Annotated in this window: 13 protein-coding genes and 3 pseudogenes; 6 read left to right on the top strand and 10 right to left on the bottom strand. The window is 59.9% G+C overall.

Annotated elements, in window-relative coordinates:
• Positions 1 to 480 precede the first annotated feature (480 nt).
• A pseudogene (locus tag HALLA_RS18020) lies at positions 481 to 1,512 on the bottom strand (NAD(P)/FAD-dependent oxidoreductase); the annotation flags it as partial.
• 396 nt (positions 1,513 to 1,908) lie between these two features.
• Between HALLA_RS18020 and HALLA_RS18015 the strand changes: the two are divergent.
• Positions 1,909 to 2,358 carry a universal stress protein gene (locus HALLA_RS18015; protein ID WP_049954857.1) on the top strand — a complete coding sequence of 150 codons (450 nt, stop codon included), beginning with the start codon at positions 1,909 to 1,911 and terminating at the stop codon, positions 2,356 to 2,358.
• A gap of 139 nt (positions 2,359 to 2,497) precedes the next feature.
• Here the strand turns inward: HALLA_RS18015 and HALLA_RS18010 are convergent, their stop codons facing one another.
• Both HALLA_RS18010 and HALLA_RS18005 read right to left on the bottom strand, forming a co-directional pair.
• A complete protein-coding gene (locus tag HALLA_RS18010) occupies positions 2,498 to 3,988 on the bottom strand; it encodes an MATE family efflux transporter (protein WP_049954856.1) in 1,491 nt (496 codons plus the stop codon).
• Positions 3,985 to 4,584, bottom strand: a complete 600-nt coding sequence (locus HALLA_RS18005; protein ID WP_242406235.1) for a TetR/AcrR family transcriptional regulator — start codon at positions 4,582 to 4,584, stop codon at positions 3,985 to 3,987. Before HALLA_RS18005 ends, HALLA_RS18010 begins: the two co-directional genes overlap by 4 nt.
• Before the next feature lie 217 nt (positions 4,585 to 4,801).
• Here HALLA_RS18005 and HALLA_RS18000 point away from each other — a divergent pair, with 217 nt between their 5' ends.
• Entirely contained in the window at positions 4,802 to 6,034 is a 1,233-nt protein-coding gene (locus HALLA_RS18000; protein WP_084569119.1) for an FAD-dependent monooxygenase, read from the top strand.
• Between the two features lie 61 nt (positions 6,035 to 6,095).
• On the opposite strand, the gene HALLA_RS17995 is transcribed toward HALLA_RS18000, so the two are convergent.
• A complete protein-coding gene (locus tag HALLA_RS17995; RefSeq protein WP_049954855.1) occupies positions 6,096 to 6,419 on the bottom strand; it encodes a hypothetical protein in 324 nt (107 codons plus the stop codon).
• Between the two features lie 96 nt (positions 6,420 to 6,515).
• On the opposite strand from HALLA_RS17995, the pseudogene HALLA_RS21525 reads away from it, so the two are divergent.
• Both HALLA_RS21525 and HALLA_RS17990 read left to right on the top strand, forming a co-directional pair.
• Positions 6,516 to 6,645: pseudogene (locus tag HALLA_RS21525) on the top strand (IS630 family transposase); the annotation flags it as partial.
• Between the two features lie 472 nt (positions 6,646 to 7,117).
• Positions 7,118 to 8,395 (top strand): AGE family epimerase/isomerase, encoded by a 1,278-nt coding sequence (locus HALLA_RS17990; RefSeq protein ID WP_049954854.1) that lies wholly within the window; start codon positions 7,118 to 7,120, stop codon positions 8,393 to 8,395.
• Positions 8,396 to 8,405: 10 nt separating this feature from the next.
• On the opposite strand, the gene HALLA_RS17985 is transcribed toward HALLA_RS17990, so the two are convergent.
• Positions 8,406 to 9,413, bottom strand: coding sequence for a hypothetical protein (locus HALLA_RS17985; RefSeq protein WP_174887922.1), 1,008 nt, complete (start codon positions 9,411 to 9,413; stop codon positions 8,406 to 8,408).
• A gap of 293 nt (positions 9,414 to 9,706) precedes the next feature.
• On the opposite strand from HALLA_RS17985, the gene HALLA_RS17980 reads away from it, so the two are divergent.
• Positions 9,707 to 11,158, top strand: a complete 1,452-nt coding sequence (locus HALLA_RS17980) for a sulfatase-like hydrolase/transferase (RefSeq protein WP_169732163.1) — start codon at positions 9,707 to 9,709, stop codon at positions 11,156 to 11,158.
• Positions 11,159 to 11,186: 28 nt separating this feature from the next.
• Here HALLA_RS17980 and HALLA_RS17975 read toward each other — a convergent pair whose 3' ends face one another.
• The 4 genes from HALLA_RS17975 to HALLA_RS17960 all read right to left on the bottom strand — a co-directional run bounded on the left by HALLA_RS17975 (position 11,187) and on the right by HALLA_RS17960 (position 16,806).
• Complete coding sequence (locus tag HALLA_RS17975) at positions 11,187 to 11,966, bottom strand: IclR family transcriptional regulator (protein WP_049954852.1); 780 nt, start codon at positions 11,964 to 11,966, stop codon at positions 11,187 to 11,189.
• Positions 11,967 to 12,729: 763 nt separating this feature from the next.
• Positions 12,730 to 13,245, bottom strand: a complete 516-nt coding sequence (locus HALLA_RS17970; RefSeq protein WP_049954851.1) for a hypothetical protein — start codon at positions 13,243 to 13,245, stop codon at positions 12,730 to 12,732.
• Positions 13,242 to 15,386, bottom strand: a complete 2,145-nt coding sequence (locus tag HALLA_RS17965; protein WP_084569117.1) for a hydantoinase/oxoprolinase family protein — start codon at positions 15,384 to 15,386, stop codon at positions 13,242 to 13,244. Before HALLA_RS17965 ends, HALLA_RS17970 begins: the two co-directional genes overlap by 4 nt.
• 136 nt (positions 15,387 to 15,522) lie before the next feature.
• Positions 15,523 to 16,806, bottom strand: coding sequence for a citrate transporter (locus tag HALLA_RS17960; RefSeq protein ID WP_049954850.1), 1,284 nt, complete (start codon positions 16,804 to 16,806; stop codon positions 15,523 to 15,525).
• A 219-nt stretch (positions 16,807 to 17,025) separates the two neighbouring features.
• On the opposite strand from HALLA_RS17960, the gene HALLA_RS17955 reads away from it, so the two are divergent.
• Positions 17,026 to 19,011: an FAD-dependent oxidoreductase gene (locus HALLA_RS17955; RefSeq protein WP_242406234.1), complete on the top strand. Its 1,986-nt coding sequence runs from the start codon at positions 17,026 to 17,028 to the stop codon at positions 19,009 to 19,011.
• Between the two features lie 413 nt (positions 19,012 to 19,424).
• On the opposite strand, the pseudogene rdfA reads toward HALLA_RS17955, so the two are convergent.
• A pseudogene (gene rdfA, locus HALLA_RS21805) lies at positions 19,425 to 19,622 on the bottom strand (rod-determining factor RdfA); the annotation flags it as partial.
• Positions 19,623 to 20,722 lie beyond the last annotated feature (1,100 nt).

The following is a 20,722-nucleotide window of genomic DNA, read 5'->3' as shown; positions in this document are numbered from 1 at the left end:
TGGCCCCAAATTGAGGAAGATAAGCCGAATATTTACAGATGTATTACTGTAATTGACAGCTCTCGATACCATCCTCCGCAACCAGCCATCATATGCAAATGAATCACTCACACGGTAATTCGTACCAATATCTCGTCGCATGTCGAGCGGAAACCCCATCTCTGATCTATTTTTGACAGCCTCAAACCTATAGCACACTAACTTGTCTGTCTGTCTCGATTACGGGCCTCCCATATCTGCTGGTATCGGTCCCTCCTACCCGCCTCCGTCCGATCGTCCAGTCTCGCCGCTGTGTCCTCGTTTGGCGTTTTCCCAGGCGGTTTCAGTACCTATTTGCCGGAGATCACGCCTGAAAACCTTTGGTAGTGCCAAATCTGTTACCCGGATACCGTGTCGTGAGCGGCGTACATTCTGTCTGAGTCGATAGTAGTCACTGCAATCGATGGTACAGATCGTTAGTCGTCCGTTTGGCGCCGGTATTCAGTCGTCAGCCGCGGCTTCGAGGTCGCCGGTGGCGGTGGTTCGCTCGAGGTCTTCTAAGTATTCGTCGGCGTCGAGGGCGGCTTTGCTACCCATGCCGGCGGCGGTGACGGCCTGTTGGTAGTGGTAGTCGACGACGTCGCCGGCGCCGAAGATGCCGGGGACGGCGGTTTCGGTCTGGCCGGCGCCGTCGCCGCCCTGAGTTTTGAGGTAGCCGTCGGCGTCGAGTTCGACGCCCGTGCCCTCGAGGTAGTCGGTGTTGGGGGTGTGGCCGATGGCGAAAAAGACCGCGCCGACGTCGAAGTCGAACTGCTCGGTGTCGGGATCCTCGAGGTTCTCGGAGGGGTAGCCGGCGTCGTTCTGGACGAGCGTAACGTGGTCGACGCCCGCCTCTTGAGAGCCGTGGATCTCGAGGAGTTCGGTGTTCGTCATGATCTCGATGTCGCCGTCGTCGACCTGCTCGTGGACGCGGTCGACCCAGTACTGTTCGGCGCGGAACTCCTCGCGCCGGTGGGCGATGTAGACCGTGTCGGCGAACTTGGTGAGGAAGGAGGCTTCCTCCATGGCGGCGTCGCCGCCGCCGACGACGAGCATGTCTTCGCCGCGGAAAAAGGCGCCGTCGCAGGTCGCACACGTCGAGAGGCCGTAGCCCATCAACTCTTCCTCGCCGGGGATCCCCAGCGTACGCGCGCTCGCTCCTGACGCGGCGATCACGGCGTCTGCCGTATATACATCGCCGTTGGTCAACTCCACCCGGAACGGGCGACTCGAGGCGTCGACGTCGGCGATGATGCCGTTTTTGAGCTCGGCACCGAACTGTTTGGCCTGTGCTTTCATGTTGTTGACCAGCTCGGGACCGCCGATGCCCTCGGGGAAGCCCGGATAGTTCGCGACATCGGTGGTGAGCGTCAACTGGCCGCCGGGTTCGTCGCCCTCGATGACCAGCGGGTCGTTGTCGCCCCGACCAGCGTAGATCGCCGCCGTCAGGCCAGCAATTCCTGTCCCCGCGATGATCAGTGGCCGGTGTTCGATCGGGTTCTGCTGTCCGCCATCTGTAACAGCCGTCGGTTCGTTCGCTTCGTCTCGTCTACTGGACGCATTGATGGGTCCTTCTCGAGGTGAACGGTCGTCACTGGTTACCCCACAAGAGGTATCGATATGCTGCTGATCGCGCATAGCGAGTAATTCACGGACGATACCTAAAGCGTTTTGCGTTCCGCAGAATTTCACTTCTGTGGGAACCTAGCTCTTGACCACGAACCCGTGTCGGTAAGAACGGAATCGACGCTACACTATTTGGTGAACTGTCGAGTGAATCGTTTTCGGAGGGACACTCTCGTAATCTCTCTAACGCTATTCACGACGAGAAAGTGATAGAAATTCTCCATTCGGGGAAATATTCTTATAACATTACCTAAAAGCAATAGTATGACGATACTCGCAGCAGTAGGAGAAGCGCACCGATCGAACGAAGTCGTCTCGATCGGCTACGATCTCGCAACGGCGTACGATGACGATTTGATCGTTCTTCACGTGATCCCTGACGAGGACTTCGAAGAGCACAAAGCAGAAATCGAACGCCAATCACACGGTGTGCAGGACTTTTCGTTCACCCAGGAGGAAGAAAGCGCGGCCCGGTTCAGCGAGCGAGTCGTCGATCGATCGCTCGAAGAGTACGACTACGACCGAATAACCACGAAGGGTCGAGTTGGAGATCCGGCTTCAGCCATTTTCACAGAAGCACGGTCAGTCGATCCTCGATATCTGGTTATCGGTGGTCGACAGCGCTCACCGGTTGGGAAAGCAATCTTTGGAAGCGTAACACAGGATATCTTGTTACGTTCGGACTGGCCCGTTGTCACAGCGATGGTTGAGTAGTATTTGACTCGGTCGGGACTTCCCTTTTCGAAACCATTGTATGGTATTGATAGGCCTTTGAGTTCCGCTAAAGGTGAGGTAGCTCCCTCCGGAGTATCGGGTGTTCTACCGAAAAGTGGGCGTCTCTCGGAGTGACCGTTCAGTCGTCATTGGCGACGGATTCCTCGCCGAGTTCAGTTGGACCCCTGGTGACGTTTCCATCGCGCCACGTTCCCAGGCGGAACCAGCAAAAGGCGATGATACCGCCGATGACGGTCGAGACAGCGAACGCGAGCCAGACGCCGGTCGAACCGATGCGTTCTGCACCGATCCACGCGAGCGGGAAACGAATCACACCGAGCGTGAGGACCGAGATAACCGCGGCGATCAGGGTTTTCCCGGCTCCGCGGAAACCGCCGCTGTAGGCGCGCATGACCCCCATGAATCCGAACGTCAACGACGTGAATCGCAGGAACAACGCCCCCTCAGCGACGACGTCGGGATCCGTCGTAAAGACGGCGACGATCGGCGCTGCGGCGAGAAAGACGATCACACCGAGCCCGCTGAGCCCGACCGCCAGTACCTTCGCGCCGAAGTGGTTGGTTCGTTCCGCCCGATCGATCTTGTCGGCACCGATATTCTGTCCGGTCATGGTTTCTATCCCCTGTGAAAACGCGATGGCGGGGAGGAAGATGACCGAAAAGACCCGCGTGCCGATGCCGAACGCCGCGACAACTGATTCGGGGAACATCGCGATGATGACCAACAACAGGTTGATCGAAAGCGCTCGAGCGGTCCCCTCGACGGAGGCGGGCATGCCGATATCAAATAGTTGGCGGCCGTATTCGATATCCGGCATCATCTCGGAGACGTGAATTTGGACGCCGTGAGAGCCGCGGAACAGAATCCCAAGTCCAACGGCAAATGCGAGCGTTCGCGAGAAAACGGTCGCGATGGCCGCACCCTCGATTCCCGAACCCGCATACCCTGTGAGAGCAAACAGTTCAGCTTCGAGCCCGCCCAATCCCAGATAGCCAAACAGTGGATTTGCTTCGAACCCGAAGATAAAGAATGGGTCGAGGATGATATTAAGCACAACCGAACCGAACATCACGATCATTGGCGTAACCGTGTCGCCGTAGCCCCGCATTAGCGCGAGAAAAACGAAGAATCCAAAGACGGCGATCAGTCCGACTGAGTACACACGCATGTAATCGGCAACGAGCGGGGCAACGCTGTCGGATGCGCCGAGAAGCCCGAGGACGTCACCGACAAAGACGTAGCCGAAAGCCCCGAGTACGACCGACACAATTATCGAGTACGTTACCGTCTGAGACGCGGCGTACTCCGCTTCCCGCTCCTGGTCAGCACCGGTGTGCTGGGCGACGAGGACACTGCCAGCAACCGAGACGCCGAGTGCGAGTGCAATGAGGAAAAAGACCATCGGAAACGCAAAGCTGATCGCCGCGAGAGAAGTCGTGCTATGCTGGCCGAGCCAGAACGTGTCCGCGAGATTGTAGGTGACCTGAAGCAGATTCGTGATGATCAGTGGAATCGAGAGATACATCAGCGGTTTTGCGATCCCTCCCGAAGTGAGGTCGAGTTCCTCCGGTGATTTGAATATCGCGTTGAGGTGGTCTCGAAGCGTCACTCGAGACTAACCTCCGCCCGATCGGGAGCGAGCAGGTGTTCCGTGATGTACGTTTCGAGCGTTTCGCGTGTCTGTTCGAGGGGGTGTCCGACGGCGACGTGGCGAGTCTGCACCCCGTTCAGTATCGTCACGATGAAATCGGCCGTCCGATCGGGATCGAAGTCGTCACGGAAGACGCCCGTTTCTTGTCCTGCTTCGAGGATCGACTGAAACCGATCGTGAAGAATTCGGTCAAAGTCGTCCAGTTCGGTTCGGAACTGCTCGTCGTACGGACATTGGGCCTTGATCTCGAGCAGTGCTGTCCGGAACTCCTGCATGGAGTCTTCGTTCATAGGGGTGAGATACGTCTCGATGAGTGCGACGAGTTGATCAGCGGCTGTGTCCCCCTCTAGCGTCTCGATCCGATCGGCGAACGATTCCTGCAAATAATCGAGTAGCGCGTAGAGGAGGTCCTGTTTGCTATCGTAATAGTAGTGTAGCGTGGCTTTACTCTTCGAGGACTCGTCCGCGATATCCTGCATTCGAAGCGATGCATACCCGTGCTTACAAAGCGCCGCATAGGTCGCATCCATGAGTTCGTCAGTTGTTTCTTTCATTCGTTTCCTGAGATAACTGGCCAGCCAGTCAGTCTTTGTACTGCCTACGCGTCCAGGCAGTGAAAAGCCCTTCGTTGCGACCTGTTACGCTCTCGCTCGAGAATCTGAAGAGAGGGATGCTATCCACTGCTTTGCGGTTCGAATCCACCGAGAAGGATAGTGAATCCGGCTATCGTAAACACTATGAATCATTTGAGACTACGTAGCAGTACAGATAATGACTACCAAGGAAAACGATAAGCCAGTGCTGATCGCGGGGGCCGGGCCGGTCGGGATGAGCGCCGCGCTGGCACTACACGCACGGGGAATCGACACCGCGATTCTCGAGGCCGAGTCGGCCGACCGGGACAGAGACGGGAGTCGCGCCATCTACGTCCACGGGAGCACCCTTCGAACGCTCGATCGCATACATCCTGGTATCGCAGCGGATTTAGTCGACGAAGGACTCGTCTGGCCGACCCGTCGAACGCTCTATCGCGGCAAAGAAGCCTTTAATAGAACGTACGACTCGCCCGGCAGTAAATGGGACATTCCCCCCTTCACCAGTGTTCCCCAGGTCGTCACCGAGGCCTACATGCACGACGCCCTCGAGGAGGTGGGCGTCGACATCCACTGGGATTCGGCGGTCGAAACCGTCGAGTCGTCGGCCGACGGCGTTCGCGTCGAGACGGCCGACGGCAGCGAGTGGCGGACCGAGTACCTCATCGGAGCCGACGGCGGCGGCTCGACCGTCCGCAACGAAATCGGCGCGAACTTCGAGGGTGACCAGTCCGAGAACGCCTTCCTCATCGCCGATATCGAAGAGGAGGGCGGCCACGCCGAAGCCGACCTCGAGCGGTTGTTCCACTACGACGCGCCCGAAACCGACGGCCGGAACGTCCTGCTCGTCCCCTTTACCGGCGGCTGGCGACTCGACATCCAGTGTCTCGAGGGCGACGATCCGGAGGAACTCAAAAGCGACGAGCGGATGCAGGAGTTCATCCGCGACGTGATGGGCGAAGAGTACGTGGACAACCTCAAGTGGGTCTCGACGTACTACTTCCTGCAAGTGATGGCCGACACCTTCGTCGACGACCACCGCCGGGTGCTGTTGGCCGGCGAAGCCGCCCACCTGCTGGCCCCGTTCGGTGCCCGCGGCATGAACTCGGGGATCGCCGACGCCGACGAAGCGGCCTCGGCCATCGCCGTCGCCCTCGGCGCGCGCACCGACGCAGTCGCTCGCGATGAAATCGAACTCTACGCGGCACGACGCGAGACAGCCGCCGAGTACAACCTCAACGCCGCAGGACAGGCCCTCGAATACCTGCAGGGAGAAGATCCGGTGACGGTCCTTCGCAAGGAGGCGGCCGCGTCGCTGGCGGATCATTTCGAAGCGGCGGGCGAGTGGCTCGACGACGCTCCCTACGGCCCGCACGGCTCGCCGCCGATCGTCTCAACCGGAAACTACTGATATCGGCTTACTGCGGGTTGTTCCCCCATCCGAATTTATGCGGTAACTCGACGGAATCGTCTCAGACTAGCTCGAGGCGTTTTGCGACCCAGTGATCTCGAGCGGCCATGACGAACTCCTCACCGTTTGCGAACTCGGTTGTTTTGGAAACGAACTCGTCCCACTCACCGTGACCAACCTTCTCGAAAGCGTCGGCACTGTCGGCATCGCTCGGGCTGGCTGCGACCAGTTCGTCGAACGAATCGAACTCGGTTCGGTCACCGACGAATCTATCGTCGAACATCTCTGTGAGCGGGATCGGTTCGTCTGTGTCATAAACATCGCCAGCTGTTGGAAGGTCGTTGCGTGACTGTGCAGCCTCTTCGAGGTCGGTTCCGAGCACCATACGCACACGTTGGTTCGGAATGATGTAAAGCCACCTCATTCAGAGAGGTGATAGTAACCGTTAGAATTTTCTGCTCAAATAGTGTTCTCGAACGTAGTGGATTATCTTGACAAGATCTCTGGTGAGGAATTGTAAGATGCTTTCGACAATGTGGAGGACAGAAGCCGATACAACGGTTATTAGCAGCAATAGCGTACAAAATGGTTTCATGCAGACTGAACTAGCTACGTAGTACGACATTCAGTGATGGACAATCTATGTGCAATCCTTCGCACTATTTATCTTATCTCTCTAATATCCTCTCTTAGAGTACTGAATATTAGTGGCAGTGTTCTCGAGCGACACTACACTGATAGGCTAATCGAACAAACAGTTAGTTACATGTCACTATATGTCATACTATTCTCCACCCTTAGTCTGTGTAACTTCCGTCTTTAGACACTGTTGCTCCTTTCAGTCACTGTGTCACCTTCTTCCCCCACAATATCGTCAAGGTGTCTTGCAGTTTCTCGATAGAGACGAATGTTTCGCAACCTCAGTGAATGTTCGAGTAAAAAGTTCTAATGAGATTATCGTTCCGGACTACGACCACAACCGAAATGCTATTTAATGGAATTTCCTCGATCTGATATCTGAACACCGCCGTGATACAGAGCCGAAAATTTAAGTATTATGATGAGCGTCTTTCGGTAGCCACCATGGTAGAAAGCGATCTATCGGTCAGCGAGGAGTATCTCTCAAAACTGGAGCGGATTCTCGAAGACAACGTCCTCGAGTTCTGGCATCCGCGGTGCCTCGACGAGACCCACGGCGGGTACGTCCTGAGCTACGACGCGGACGGCGAGTTCGCGGGTAACGACCGGAAAATGATAGTCACGCAGGCCCGGATGGTGTGGCTGTTCGCGCGCCTCCACCGGGAGGGCTACGACGACGGGGAGTACCTCGACGCCGCCGAACTCGGATACGACTTCCTCAGGACCGAAATGTGGGACGACGACAACGGTGGTTTCTTCTGGGAGGTCGAACGCGATGGTACCGTTTCGAAGCCTAACAAGCACCTGTACGGCCAGTCGTTCGGCCTGTACGCGCTGTCGGAGTACTACCGAGCCACCGGCGACGAGGGAGCGCGCAAGTTCGCGGTCGAACACTTCAAACTGCTGGAGAGCGTGTCTCGTGACCGGGAGTATGGCGGCTACGTCGAGTATTTCGGCCCCGACTGGACGCCCATCGAGTCGGGCCAGACGTACCTCGAAACCATCGAACCGGACTGGTCGGAGAAGGAGTCCGACGACAGCGTCCTCGACCCGACGCTGAAACTGATGAATACCCACCTTCACCTCCTCGAAGCGGTCACCGAGTTCCACGCCGCAATCGGGTCGGCCTCGAGCGGCGACCGCCTTCACGAACTGCTTCACATTCTGACCAACACGGTGGTTCGCAAGGATACCGGGGCCTGCACCGACAAGTACGATCGGTCGTGGAACCCCCGTCTCGACCGCGAGGAGTTCCGCATCGCGTCGTACGGCCACGACTTGGAGAACGTCTGGCTCACGATGGAGGCCGCAGAGGCGCTCGACGTTCGACTGAGCCTCTTCGAGGAACTGTACGAGACGTTGTTCGACTACGCGCTGGAGTACGGCTACGACGACGAGAACGGCGGCTTCTACTTCTACGGTCCGCTCGGAGAACCCGCGACCAACCGCATCAAGGCGTGGTGGGTGCAGGCCGAGTGCATGACGAGCGCGCTCAAGATGTACCGTCAGACCGGCGGCGAGCGCTACCTGCGCGTCTTCGAGGAGACGCTCGAGTTTGTCGAGACACACCAGGTGGACGACGTCGTCGGGGAGTGGCACTCAGGCATCGACGACTCGCTCGAACCCCTCGGCCGGAAGGGGGCCGAGTACAAAGCCGGATATCACAATGGACGAGCGTTGCTCGAATGTATCAGCGAGCTCCGACTGCTCGGCGACGACTGACGCGGGAGACCTACGTCGAAGGGTCGAAGAGATTCAGACTCTCTGCATCGTCACTGTCCGTTAATCGGCGGGACGCGATTCTGGCGTCGAGTCGGTCGCCCGTCGTGTAGTACATGTACGGCGTTCCCGCGTCGTCCCTGAGTAGAAACGGCGTGGAAACGCGATCGTCTCTGTCGTTCTCGGATGGGACGGTGAACTCGCCGAGGTAGTCCGCCCGGTCGAGGTTCTCGCCGACCTCGGCGACGTGCATGTTGCCCGACGACGCGTGGAATGCGAGGTAGTACCCGCCGTCGTACCGGAAGAAGAACGGCCCGGAGACGTTGCCGTCGTGTTGTGACTGCGGTGTGATGACCGGTTCGGAATCGACTGTCCAGTCCTTTCCATCGTGCGAGGTCGCCAACCGAATGTGACGCGTTCCGCTCTGGTTATCCATGAAGAACATCGTGTAGCTGTTGTCCCGGTTCGGTATCGCGTACTCGTACACGCGTGCGTACGACGATTCGGACGACCCGTCGTACATCGACGTATCGACCGCGACACCGCCGTAGTCGAAGTTCACCCCGGTTCCGTCCGGGCAGAACGACCAGTGCGTGGTATCGTTCGAACCGTGCCAGTAGAGGAGCGTCTTGTCGTACTCGTCGGTGTAGATGGCGTGGGGCGACGAGATGTGCGATGCGTCGAAGTCGGAGGGGTCGATGATTGGGTTTCCGGCGTACTCGGTCCACGAATCGGCGTCGAGCGAGTCGGCGTAGAACAGTGCGATGCCGACCGTCTCGCCGTCTTTGGTTTCCGACGTGCCGTGGGGTGCGCAGTAGAGGTGGTACTTGCCGAGGGGGTCCGAGAGGTTCGACGTTTCGATGATGGACGGGAAGATGAACTCATCGCCGGGCGAGTAGCTCTGCTCGCTCGGGTCGAACGCGAAGCCGTGGAACTCGAACTCGATGTCGGTGACCGAGTCGGCATCCGTTTGCTCGCCATCGAGATCGCTCGATGCCGCGCTCACCGATGGAGCGAGCATCGTCGCTCCGAGTCCGGTACCGATGGTTCGTAGTACAGTACGCCGTTCAAACTGCCGTTTTTTCACCATTTTTTGAACACCGTTGAACGTAGCGTGATCTACCCGATGGTTCTTCGACACCTGTCGACTCTTCGTGTAGACCTATAGAGAGAATACTGCTACCACCTATTATAATTAATGGTCATACGGGATGTGGTTTAGCGAATAGGGCCGTATCGTCAAATTCGTGGGTGCGAGCCGCGATGATTCGTTCGACCGAAGCAACTTTTATCGAGGGGAGAAAGAACCACGGTATGGCTTCACAGCCCAATATATTGCTGATTATGGCCGACCAGCACCGCGGCGACGCGATCGGGGCCGACCCCCACTGCCCAACCGATTCCGAGGGCTACCCGTTCGTTCACACGCCCGAACTGGACAATCTGGTCGAGCGGGGCGCACTGTTCTCACGAGCGTACGTCCCGGCACCCATCTGCGTTCCCGCGCGCCAGTCGCTCTGGTCGGGACAGACACCCGCGACCACCGGCGCGACCAACTGGTACGGCCACCCGTGGGAGTTCGAACACACCCTCGCGGGCGAACTGACTGACGCGGGATACCAGACTCACCTCGTCGGCAAGACCCACTCGCACCCCCGCGGGAACCACGTCGGGTTCGAGCGCATGGGACCAACCCACGTCGGTGCCTCGCTCCGCGACGACGGCTACGCCGAGTGGCTCCGCGACCGGAGTGGCGGCGCGTACGACAAACACACCGGCGGTCTCGAATCGAACACGTGGACCGCCCGACCCTCGCACGTCCCCGAACACGAGCATCCGACGACGTGGACCACGACCAAGGCACTCGAATTCCTCGACGAACGCGACGAGGACCGGCCGTTCTTCCTCACGGTGTCGTACCAGCGTCCCCATCCGCCGTTCGACCCGCCTCGAGCGTTCTGGGAGATGTACGCTGACCGCGACTTACCGACGCCGGTGGTGGGCGAGTGGGTGGACGACGCGTTCGGCGACGAGATTCCGACGTACCCGCCGACCGACGCGTGGATTGCGGACCTCTCGCCGCACGAAATCGACCGGGCGCGGGCGGCCTACTACGGACTCGTGACTCAGATCGACTTTCAGGTAACGCGGCTGTTCGAGGCGATGTGGCGCGAGTTCGGCGTGCTCGATGACACGCTGGTCGTCTACACGTCGGACCACGGCGAGATGCTTGGCGACCACCACCTCTGGCGCAAGGGATTCCCGTTCGAGGGTTCGGCCCGCGTACCGCTTCTGATGCAGTTCCCCGACGGTTGCGACTACCCGACCGAGCGGGTGATAGACCGTCCAGTGGGTCTCGAAGACGTGATGCCGACGCTTCTAGACGTCGCAGGCGTAGACGTGCCTGCGAGCGTGGAGGGTCGAAGCCTGCTCTCACTCGTCGAAGACCCCCACGCCGACTGGCGGCCCTACTATCACGGCGAACTCGGCCCGTCGTGGACGCCCGAGGACGCGACCCAATACCTCGTGGACGACGAGTACAAGTACGCGTGGAACCCCCACACCGGCGACGAGTTCCTCTTCGACGTAGCCGAAGATAGGCGCGAAAAAACGAATCTGGCGGTATCGTCCGACAACGAAGACCTGCTTGCGGCGTACCGGTCGAAGCTCGCGCGTCACCTCGAGGGTCGCGAGGAGGGGTTCAGCGACGGCGAGACACTCCGAACCGTTGGACTCGACGCGTGGGACGGCATGGAAACGCCGTAGCGACGTTCCGAAATGGAGGAGACCGCCGTCACTCGGTCCGCCAGTACTTGATGTTGACCGCGATTTCGTCGGCCGCCCGCTGGACGAGGTTCGGAATCTGCTCGCTGTACTTCTCACCTTCGAGTCTGGTAGCGGGTCCGGCGATGTCGAACGCGCCGATTACGTCGCCGGTCTGCTTGTCCACTACGGGCGCGGCGACGCCCCGAACCCCGGCCAACCGCTCTTGGTTATCGAACGCGATACCCGTTTTGCGAACCTCTTGAAGTTCCTCGAACAGCGACTCACGGTCGGTGATGGTGTTGTCGGTCAGGCGTTCGAGACCGTTTCGGTCGAGGATCTCCTCGACCCGCTTGTCGTCCATTTGCGAGAGTAGCGCCTTCCCGCCCGACGTGCAGTGCATACGCATCGCCAGTCCGAGATGTGAGTCGGTCGTGATGGAACGGTTGCTCTCGGCGATATAACACTTGACCGCTCGCCCCTGCTCGGCGACCACGAGCGAGACGCGCTCTTCTATCCGACCTGCGATTTCGTCGGCGGTCGAGCGCCCGATGTGGAACAGTGGATTTCGCTCGCGGTTGTACGACGCCAGGTCGAACAGGTGGAGGCTGACGTGGTACTCGTCGCCGTCCGTCACCACGTACCCCTCCTGTCGGAGCGTCGAGAGGTGCCGGTGTATCGTGGATTTCGCCACGTCGAGTCGCTCGGCGAGTTCGGTCAGCGACGCGCCTTCGAGTTCCGTGATAGTCTCGAGTATCGAAACCGTGGTCTCGACCGCCGAGACGGGATTTGTCGCGTCAGGTCCGGGCATACCCCCGGTACTTCCCGGCGAATCATAATAGTTCCGCCATGCGGAATGAGGTGTGTCAAGGTTACATCGTCGCATTGTGGAAGGCTACGAAGGTTGGAAGCCACGATCTCGCTGATTCAGCCGTGCTCTCGGTGGGAAATTGGCGCCAGAGACACCTCGTTCGGCATCTGAAGATCCCGAATCAAGCTGCGATGAGCCAACGATTTCCCCACAGTTCGCGTTTCGAGTCTCGGTTGCGCAGTTCAAGCTGCCAGTCGTACCAGGGACCGCGGTCAGCTCGCACCAGCGGACAACCATGCCACCGTTTCAACATGTCTCGAAGAAACCAGCAACGCAGTAAAACCCGATCGGCCAGGAGACACCTCGACAGCGAACACTTCCAGCGTGTCACAATCGACCGCCGCCCAGACGTAGACCTCCTCGTCGCCGACTTCGACGTTAGTCTCGTCGACGGAAACTCCCTGTTGATCTCGTTGATCAGGCTCGAACAGGTGCTTGAGCCGGTGGAATCACTGTCTTATCGCCTCGTACGATCGTCCGCAAACGGTACCGGCGGACAAGCAAATCCAGCATGGGAGAGAAACGCGCGTGGACACGTCGCTCCGCCGGCGTGTCCGCACGTCAAAATACTCTCTGCTGGCGCCCCCTCTCAACTATGCACTCGAGTATCGGCAAATCACCAACGTACCCTAGCTCGACTGCTTCCTTCAAGCGAAGGGTGACACCCTCACGGAACACTCCAGATCGCATCGCGGACCGAGCGTCACGGAAGCGACGGGCGCGTGAGTAGTTCCGGCGTGTCGAACAGCGGGGACGCCTCGAATCGTCGTTCGAGGAGTGCGAACGCGAATCCGTTGGCCGCCGCCTCGCGCACCGCCTTCGGAACCGTCCGAACCCCAAGCAGTGACGAAATTCGGCGCGACCATCTACTCGGCCGGTCGGTGAGGTCGTCGGTATCGACGTGATAGTGGCCGAGTTCGTGGGCGATGACGCCCTCGAGCAGTTGGTACTTGGGCACGTCGTGGGCCGCCGCGACGGCCCGAATCTGCTCCCGATAGAGGACGATTCGGTTGCCCTCCAATGCGCCGAGAATGACCAGCGAGTCGAGACCCGACCAGTCGTCGTCGGCGACCGTGACGCCACTCACCGCGGCGAGCGCCTCGGGATTGGTCGTACCGTGCCGGGCGGTGACCGCAGTCGCTCTGTCGGCTCCGTACTCCCACGCCCGACGCTCGCGGTCGCCGGTGTCGGCACTCGTAGACGGAGTCGACTCCCTCATGGACGCTGGCCGATGACGACGACCCGTTGATCGTCGGGCAGGCTCTCTAACTCGATGTCGACGAGCGACCGAATCTGGTCTCGACCCGACATGCCGCTCGCGTCGAGTATCTGATTGCCGTGACAGATGTAGATGTTGGGCAGTCTGGTGGTCGAACCGCTGTACACCGACTCCTTGTCGAGGACGCGTTCGATCGCATCAGCGAGGTTTGCCTTCGCCGTGGCGTACACCGACGCGTCCTGTAGCTTTAGCTTGACGACGCCGGTGTTGTCCACGACCGAGACGAGGGTCCGCTCTTTGGTCAGCAGGCCGAACAGCCGCGGGGTCGACTCGATGGCCTCGTAGACGAACAGACCCTCGGTGGCTTCGGCCACGTCGACGGCGTCGGTCGGTACGTCGAGGCTCGTGCTCGCGATATCGCGTCTCTCGGCGTCGCTGACCTCGGTTTGCCCCATCTCGCGGGTCTGGAGCTCGGTCGAGCCCTCGGCTTCGACCCGCAGCAGGTTCTCCGCGTCGTCGTACTCGATGGTCGTCCCGATCGTCTCCTGATTCGCCCCCATCCCGACGACCGAATCGACCGCCTCCTGGCGAACTCGTTCTATCTCGGCTTCCGAAGGGTTCATGACGTTGCGCTCGACCACGTCGCGCACCATTGCGAGGCCGACGCCCACGGTACTGACGATTTCGTGGTTCGCCGCAAGGCGAGTCTCGTACGCTGTTGCGTCGCCGAGATAGGGCACGAGCGCGCCGCACCCACCGCCCCCGCCGACGATTTCGAGGAGCGAAGGGTCGAGGTCGTACTCGTCGATGACCTCCTCGACGACCGGGACAATTTTCTGAATGCTCACGTCGAGGACTTGCCGGGCCGCCGTCTCGACACTGACGCCGAGCTCGTCGGCCAGTGGTTCGAACGCGAGACGGGCAGCCTCAGGGTTTCCGGCGGCGTAGTCGCCCTCATCGAGGTGTCCGAGGAGATTCGACGCACCGCTCGGCGTGAGCGCGTACATGTCGCCGTCGGCGGTCTCTATACCGACGTACTCCGGGTCATCGGGCTTGGGCGTTATCCGGACGAGTTTTGGGTCCTTGATGTCATCGGGGTCGGCGAATGCGGCGTAGGGGAGGTCGGCGATGTGCGCGCTTCGTGGTCCCGACTGGACCACCTCACCGTCCTCGACCCGAATCATCGACCCGCCTGCCACGCCTTCGGTTCGGATGTCGAGCGTCCGGAGGAACGTAGAGTGGCCGCCGATTTCGGCCGACTTCCACTTAGGTTGGCCCTTCTCGATGACGCTGATATCGCTGCTCGTGCCGCCGACGTCGATGAAGATGCCGTCGGTGACGTTCTCGTACATGAGCGCGCCGGCCACGCCGGCCGCGGGTCCCGAGAGGATAGTCTGGATCGGGCGGCTTTGCATCTCGTCGATGCCCATGACCCCGCCGTCCGACCGCATTATCATCAGCGGCGTGTCGATACCGAAATCTTCGATGCTCTCGCCGGTCGCGGTCGAGGTCGCTATCATCCGCGGCAGGATGCTGGCGTTGACCACCGCGGTTCGAGTCCGAATCTTCAGCCCGTATCGTTTTGAGACCACGTTCGCACCGATTGCGGGGAGTCCGACCTCCTGTGAAATTTCTCGCACTCGCTCTTCTGTCTCGGGGTCGTCCACGCCGAACGCCTGACTCGCCACGACTGCCTCGACCCCCTCGTCGCGAAATCGGTCGAGGGCCGTCCGCACCTCGTCGGCGTCGAGACCGTCCTTGATGCTCAGGTACTCGTGGGTAGTCTCGATGGCCTGCCCGTCACCGAGTTCGATGTCTTCGAGGTTCGTCTCCGAGCGGGCCCGGCGGCCCTGAATACCCTTTCCGAGACCGATGATTCCGACCTTCGACACGTCGCCTTCCAACAGCGCGTTCGTGGCCTGCGTCGTGCCGTGGGCGATGAACACCACGTCGTCGGGCGACGCCGAGAGCGAGTCGAGGAGTTCCGAGGTCGCCGCCACGATGCCCGCCGCTACACCGATGTCGGCGTCGTGGCTCGTGGGGACTTTGGTCTGCGCTAGTACGTCGAACGTCTCGCTGTCGATTGCGACCGCGTCGGTGAACGTACCACCGACATCGATTCCAACGCGGACTGAGGACATATCTGTGGTAAATATTCGACCACAATAAATAGGTACCGATTCGGCCCGTCCAGTTCGGTCCCGGAATCGCCGGAGAGCGGCGGCTACCGTCGGCCGACGTTCAGTCGTCGGCTCGAGTGCAGCCGTCGAATCGGGGTTACAGCCCGAAGAGGTAGACCGAGGTGATGATACCGCCGATGGCGATGACCCAGATGTACGGCAGGAGGTTCATCGTGATGTCGTTGACGTTGACATCGAGTTCCTCCGCCGCCCACGCATTGTGGGTGTTGGTCGGGTCGCCGGGGGCCTGCACGCGGAGCGCGCTGATGGCCGTCGTAGTGATGAGCTGCGGGTTGATGCCGATGGCGGCGAGCACGCCGATGATGCCGCTACCGAGCCCCCAGATGTTCATCGGGCCGCGGTAGAGCGCGAGCGGAGCGAGCACGGAAAACACCACGGCGTACAGCACCATGTTCTCGGGCACGATTTGCATCAGTAGGGGTTCCATCGTTGAGGAGATCGGGTCGGCGAGGACGGCTTCGAGCAGCCATCCGATGGCGACCATGAGCGCGATTGCGGGCGCGACCTGCTTGATGCCGTCGTGGAAACTCTGAGTAATGAGACCCATCGTCTGGCCGAGATTTCGAATCCCCTGCAGCCCCGGCTGGCTGAACACCGCCGCGAACCCGATGCCCACGATGAACGCGGCGTAGACGTTCATCACGTCGGCGATGACGAGTCCGACCGGGATGAGCGGCGCCAGAAGCGCGTACTTCGGCGTGGATGTTGCCCCGACGTCGGCGTCGGTCTCCGCGAGCGTCTCGCGAACGTCGGGTTTGCGTACCTGCAGGAAGACATACAGTATCCCCATCACGTACGCGATGCCCGCGACCGGGAGCGCCCAGACGATGACGCTGTCGAGCGAAATGCCCGTGACCTCTCGGTAGAAGACCCAGTTACTCGGGTTCAACATTACACCGTTACCGTACGCGAGTAGCGTGATTCCGCCCGCGATTTTCGACGGGAAGCCCACGCTGATGAGGATGGGGAAGATGATGGTTGCTAGCAGTATGAATGCGCCCAGTCCGCTGATACTCGTCGCCGCCACCACGACCGCGGTGTACAGCGCCGTCGCCATCACGAGCGGACTGTCGCCGCCCAGTTCCGCGGCGGACTTCACCATGTCTTCGAGGATGCCTTGCTTCTCGGCGAGGACGCCGAGCGTACCGCCGAACGCCGCCGCAATCATCGCGTCGGCGAGGTACATCGATCCGTCCTGTATCACGTTGTTTAGGATGAATTCCGGCGAAAGCCCGCCGAAGATGCTGATCGCGATTGCCATCCCGGCGAGTGCGATGAATGTCGGGATGACTTCACGCATCATCATGCCGCCGAACACGATAAATGCGACGAGGATTCCTATCGCTGCAAGTTCTACCATGTGTGTTATCTCCAGCCACAAATCTATACTTCTATTATATATAACCTTCTATGGCCACACGCCATTTATGGGTATAACCGGTGGTCGAACCGACAGCACCCTCGAGGTACGGTCTGCCACAACGAAAACGTATATGTGTCCGTTCTCCGACGTTGGGTCGTAGGCTGGTCCAGCGACGCGACGATGCTCGGTTGTGGACCGGCGCGTACACTCTCAATGATGACTCGAACTTACTCCACCGTCGTTCTCGGCGGTACACCTGGCGGAATCGCTGCTGGAATCAGGGCCGCGCGCGAGGGTCACGACGTGCTTTTGATCACGTACAACGATCACCTCGGCGGCATGATGACCTCGGGGCTGAGCTACACCGATACCCTGATGATGAAACCTCGGTCTCCGGTGTTCGCCGAGTTTCGGGCGGCGGTCAGGGACCACTACCGAACCGAGTTCGGGGCCGACTCGTCGGCGTACGAAGCGTGCGAGCAGGGCTACATCTTCGAACCGCACGTCGCCGAGGAGATTTTCGACGCGCTCGTCGCCGATGAGTCGCGACTCGACGTACTTCGGGGATACTACCCGACCGCAGTCGAGCGAAACGACAGAACGCTCAACTCCGTGACCGTAGAGTCGTTCGACGGCGACGAGACTGTGACCGTCGCCGCGTCGGTGTTCGTGGAAGCCACCTATGAGGGCGACCTCCTCGCGAAGGCTGGCGTCCCGTATCGACTCGGGCGCGAGAGCAGGACGGAGTACGACGAACAGTTCGCGGGTGAGCTGTACACTCGAACTCGTGGCGACCGGTATTACCCCCAAGAGGCGGTCGGCGAAGGCGTAGATCCCTCGGCCCCCGCCGACCGGCGTGGCCCGCTCGACACGCCGACCGAGAAGCGACAGGGACCCCTCGATCTCGTCCCGCACCCGGCGGGCATCTCGGAGATACATCCGAAGAGCACCGGCACCGGCGACCACCGAATTCAGGCGTACAGCTACCGGCTGTGTCTGACCGACGACCCCGAGAACCGAATCAAACCCGACCGTCCCGCCGACTACGACCGCGAGGACTACCTCGACGCGCTGGAAGAACTCGAGCGCGTCGGGCTCCGGCCGTTTCTCAGGCTCAGGTATCTCCCCAATCAAAAGGCCGACATGAACACCGCCGACCTGCCGGGTGAGAACTACGATTACCCCGAGGCCGACTGGGACCGCCGAGCCGAAATCGCCGACCGCCACGAGTCCCACGCTCTCGGCTTGCTCTACTTCCTCCAGAATGACGACGCGGTGGCCGACGACGTGCGCGAGCGAGCCAACGAGTGGGGACTGGCCGCCGACGAGTTCGTCGAAAACGACAACTTCCCGTTCCAACTGTATGTGCGCGAGGCGCGGCGACTGGACGGCCGGCATACGTTCACCGAAGGCGACGCAAGACACGCGCCGGGTCTCGACCGGACGCCGGTCGTCTGGGACAGCATCGCGGTCGCCGAGTATCCGCTCGATTCGCACGCCTGCAAGCCTGACCGGCAGGCCGGAAGTCACCCGGAAGGTCACTTCTACGCCTCGCAGGTCACCCGACCCGCCCACATCTCCTACCGGACAGTGCTACCGAAGGGAGTGGACAATCTCCTCGTGCCGGTCCCGCTGTCGGCGTCGCACGTCGGGTACGGATCGATTCGGCTCGAACCGACGTGGCTTCATATCGGCGAGTCCGTCGGCTACGCGGTTGCGACCGCGCTGGAAACCGACACTCCGCCCGCAGACATCGATCGGAACCGCTTCCAGCACCGACTCGCCGAGAACGCCGTGATGCTCTCGTTCTTCAACGACCTCGAGGTCACCGACGACGAATCGTGGACCGCCGCGGTCCAGTTCCTCGGCACCCGCGGGTTCTTCGAGTCTTACGACGCAGATCCCGAAGCTCCCCTCACCGCACCCGTTGCGAGCGAGTGGGCGGAGACGGCCGCAGCGCTGGTAGCCGGTGAGTCACAGGACGCGACCGAACGCGCGCGAATACTGATGGACGCCTCGGGGACGACCACCGTCACTGCCAGCGATTTCGCCGACGAGCTCCGGCGAGCGCTCGACTGGCACGGAGTCGAAGTAGGGCGCGTCGAGACAGCGTTCGATCAGTCCGATGTCCACTCCGATTCGCACCCGTTGGGACGAGGCGACGCGTGTCGAGTCCTGTACCACCTCGTCTCGAACACCTGAGTCAGCCCCCTCGCAGTCGTTACTTTTCGAGCCCGTGGTTCGTTCGAGGGACGGTACTTCCTGTAGACTCATCGTTCGAGTTCCGAGGTGCGGGACGTTCTGTTACGCATCGCGGAATAGCCATCATCCGTCCAATCGCCCATTTTTGGCTTGAATTTAGGCAACTATCGTAGAAAGGCATACCGTAGAGTCGAATCCGCATCCATAGTGAGAGATATATCGAACGTGGCCCAAGTTCGTTTGCGATACTCTCACAGGGCTAGTTCCGCGATACGGAATGGGTGCTGATCAATTGGGGTAAAATCGCTGATTCCAGCATTGAATAACGGAAGTACACCTGTTATCTCTCTGGGCCGGCGTTCCAGAAGCCACATCAGCCACACCTCAGAAGTGTTCCGAAATCGTTCTAGGTTTCACCCCGCTGGCGGAACACCTGTAGGTCCAGTCGGACGCAACCCCTCGAAGTCGATTCGATCGGCGTCCCGCAACTGCTCGAGTTTCGCTTCGGTTACGGTCGCGGTGCGATTCTGTAAGCGGCCGAGCGTCTGCTCGACGGTTCCGACGCTGGCTTCGTCGTCGGGTCGCTCGTCGGTCCCGTCGCGACGTTCGCGAAGGTACGTCCGACCCGCGGATACGTGATGAAGTCAGCTGAGAGAGATACACTCGTATACAAACGTACTCCCGTAAATAATGGCTAAAATTCAGTTATCGATAGCAGAACGGAATAGCACTCGAGCGCTCCCCGCCCCTTCGAAGTTGAATCGACGGGAGACTCGATGGACGGACGCTTCCCGGAACGCCCCGCATGTGACACTCCATCACCGCGAGCGGAAATCAGCACGCCGCCGACGGTTTCGAGTGTCAGCCCCCGTCGACAGTGCCTCCGGGGCGAACCGGGCACTTGGAACGGATTTCAAGACGAGAGAAACGATTACAGATATGTCGATTCACGTAGTGTCCATGTAACTGGAGACTGGGCTCGAGCACCTGGGCGGATGACTACATCGGCGACGATTATCTCCATGATACCCCGGAAAAGGCGACAAAAACGTCCAATTTACGCCCGATCTTCCGGAAGGTGGTAGCTCCTGCTCGACGGATTGCCCGTTGATTGTTTGTTGCACTCTTTGTCCTCGTACGGAGCAGCGTACCGAACCCTGACGGTTCTTTCCCGCCAGTCGCTGCACCAAACCCTACCGTAACGGAGTCAGATACAACGCCTCGAACTATGTCTGTTATCTGCTATACTCTACGCAGAATTAACGCGTCTTCTTCTGTCGCAGTCTTTAGTCGTCGTCACGAGTTGAAGCTCCTGACTTACATACAACTGCACCTTAAACGTCTGTTCGGTGACCGTGGAACGCTCCAAGGACCATCGTTGTTCGATTCTCGAGAGGGTATTCTACTGGACGGAACGCCTGGATGGTACGCTGTAAGGGTTTTGCCCGCTAGTTGCTACCAGCGTAGCGAATCCAGTACGGATATCGGAGACTGAGTAGCAATCGCGGGTATATTTCCCAGAATGTCTTATAGCGCCATTGTCGTAAAATCTCGACAGTCAAAGCGGAGTCGCCTCAGTATGGCTGATAGCGCCACTCACTAATATCTCTCCTTAATTCTCTATATGGGAAAATCATTCTGTAATTCAGAATTGGATTTCGAGACGTGAATAGTATTTTCGCTCACCGGTCGCTGGTCGAACCGGAACACG

The organism is Halostagnicola larsenii XH-48, assembly GCF_000517625.1.
Taxonomy (GTDB): domain Archaea; phylum Halobacteriota; class Halobacteria; order Halobacteriales; family Natrialbaceae; genus Halostagnicola; species Halostagnicola larsenii.
This window is presented reverse-complemented; position numbering and strand designations above follow the sequence as displayed.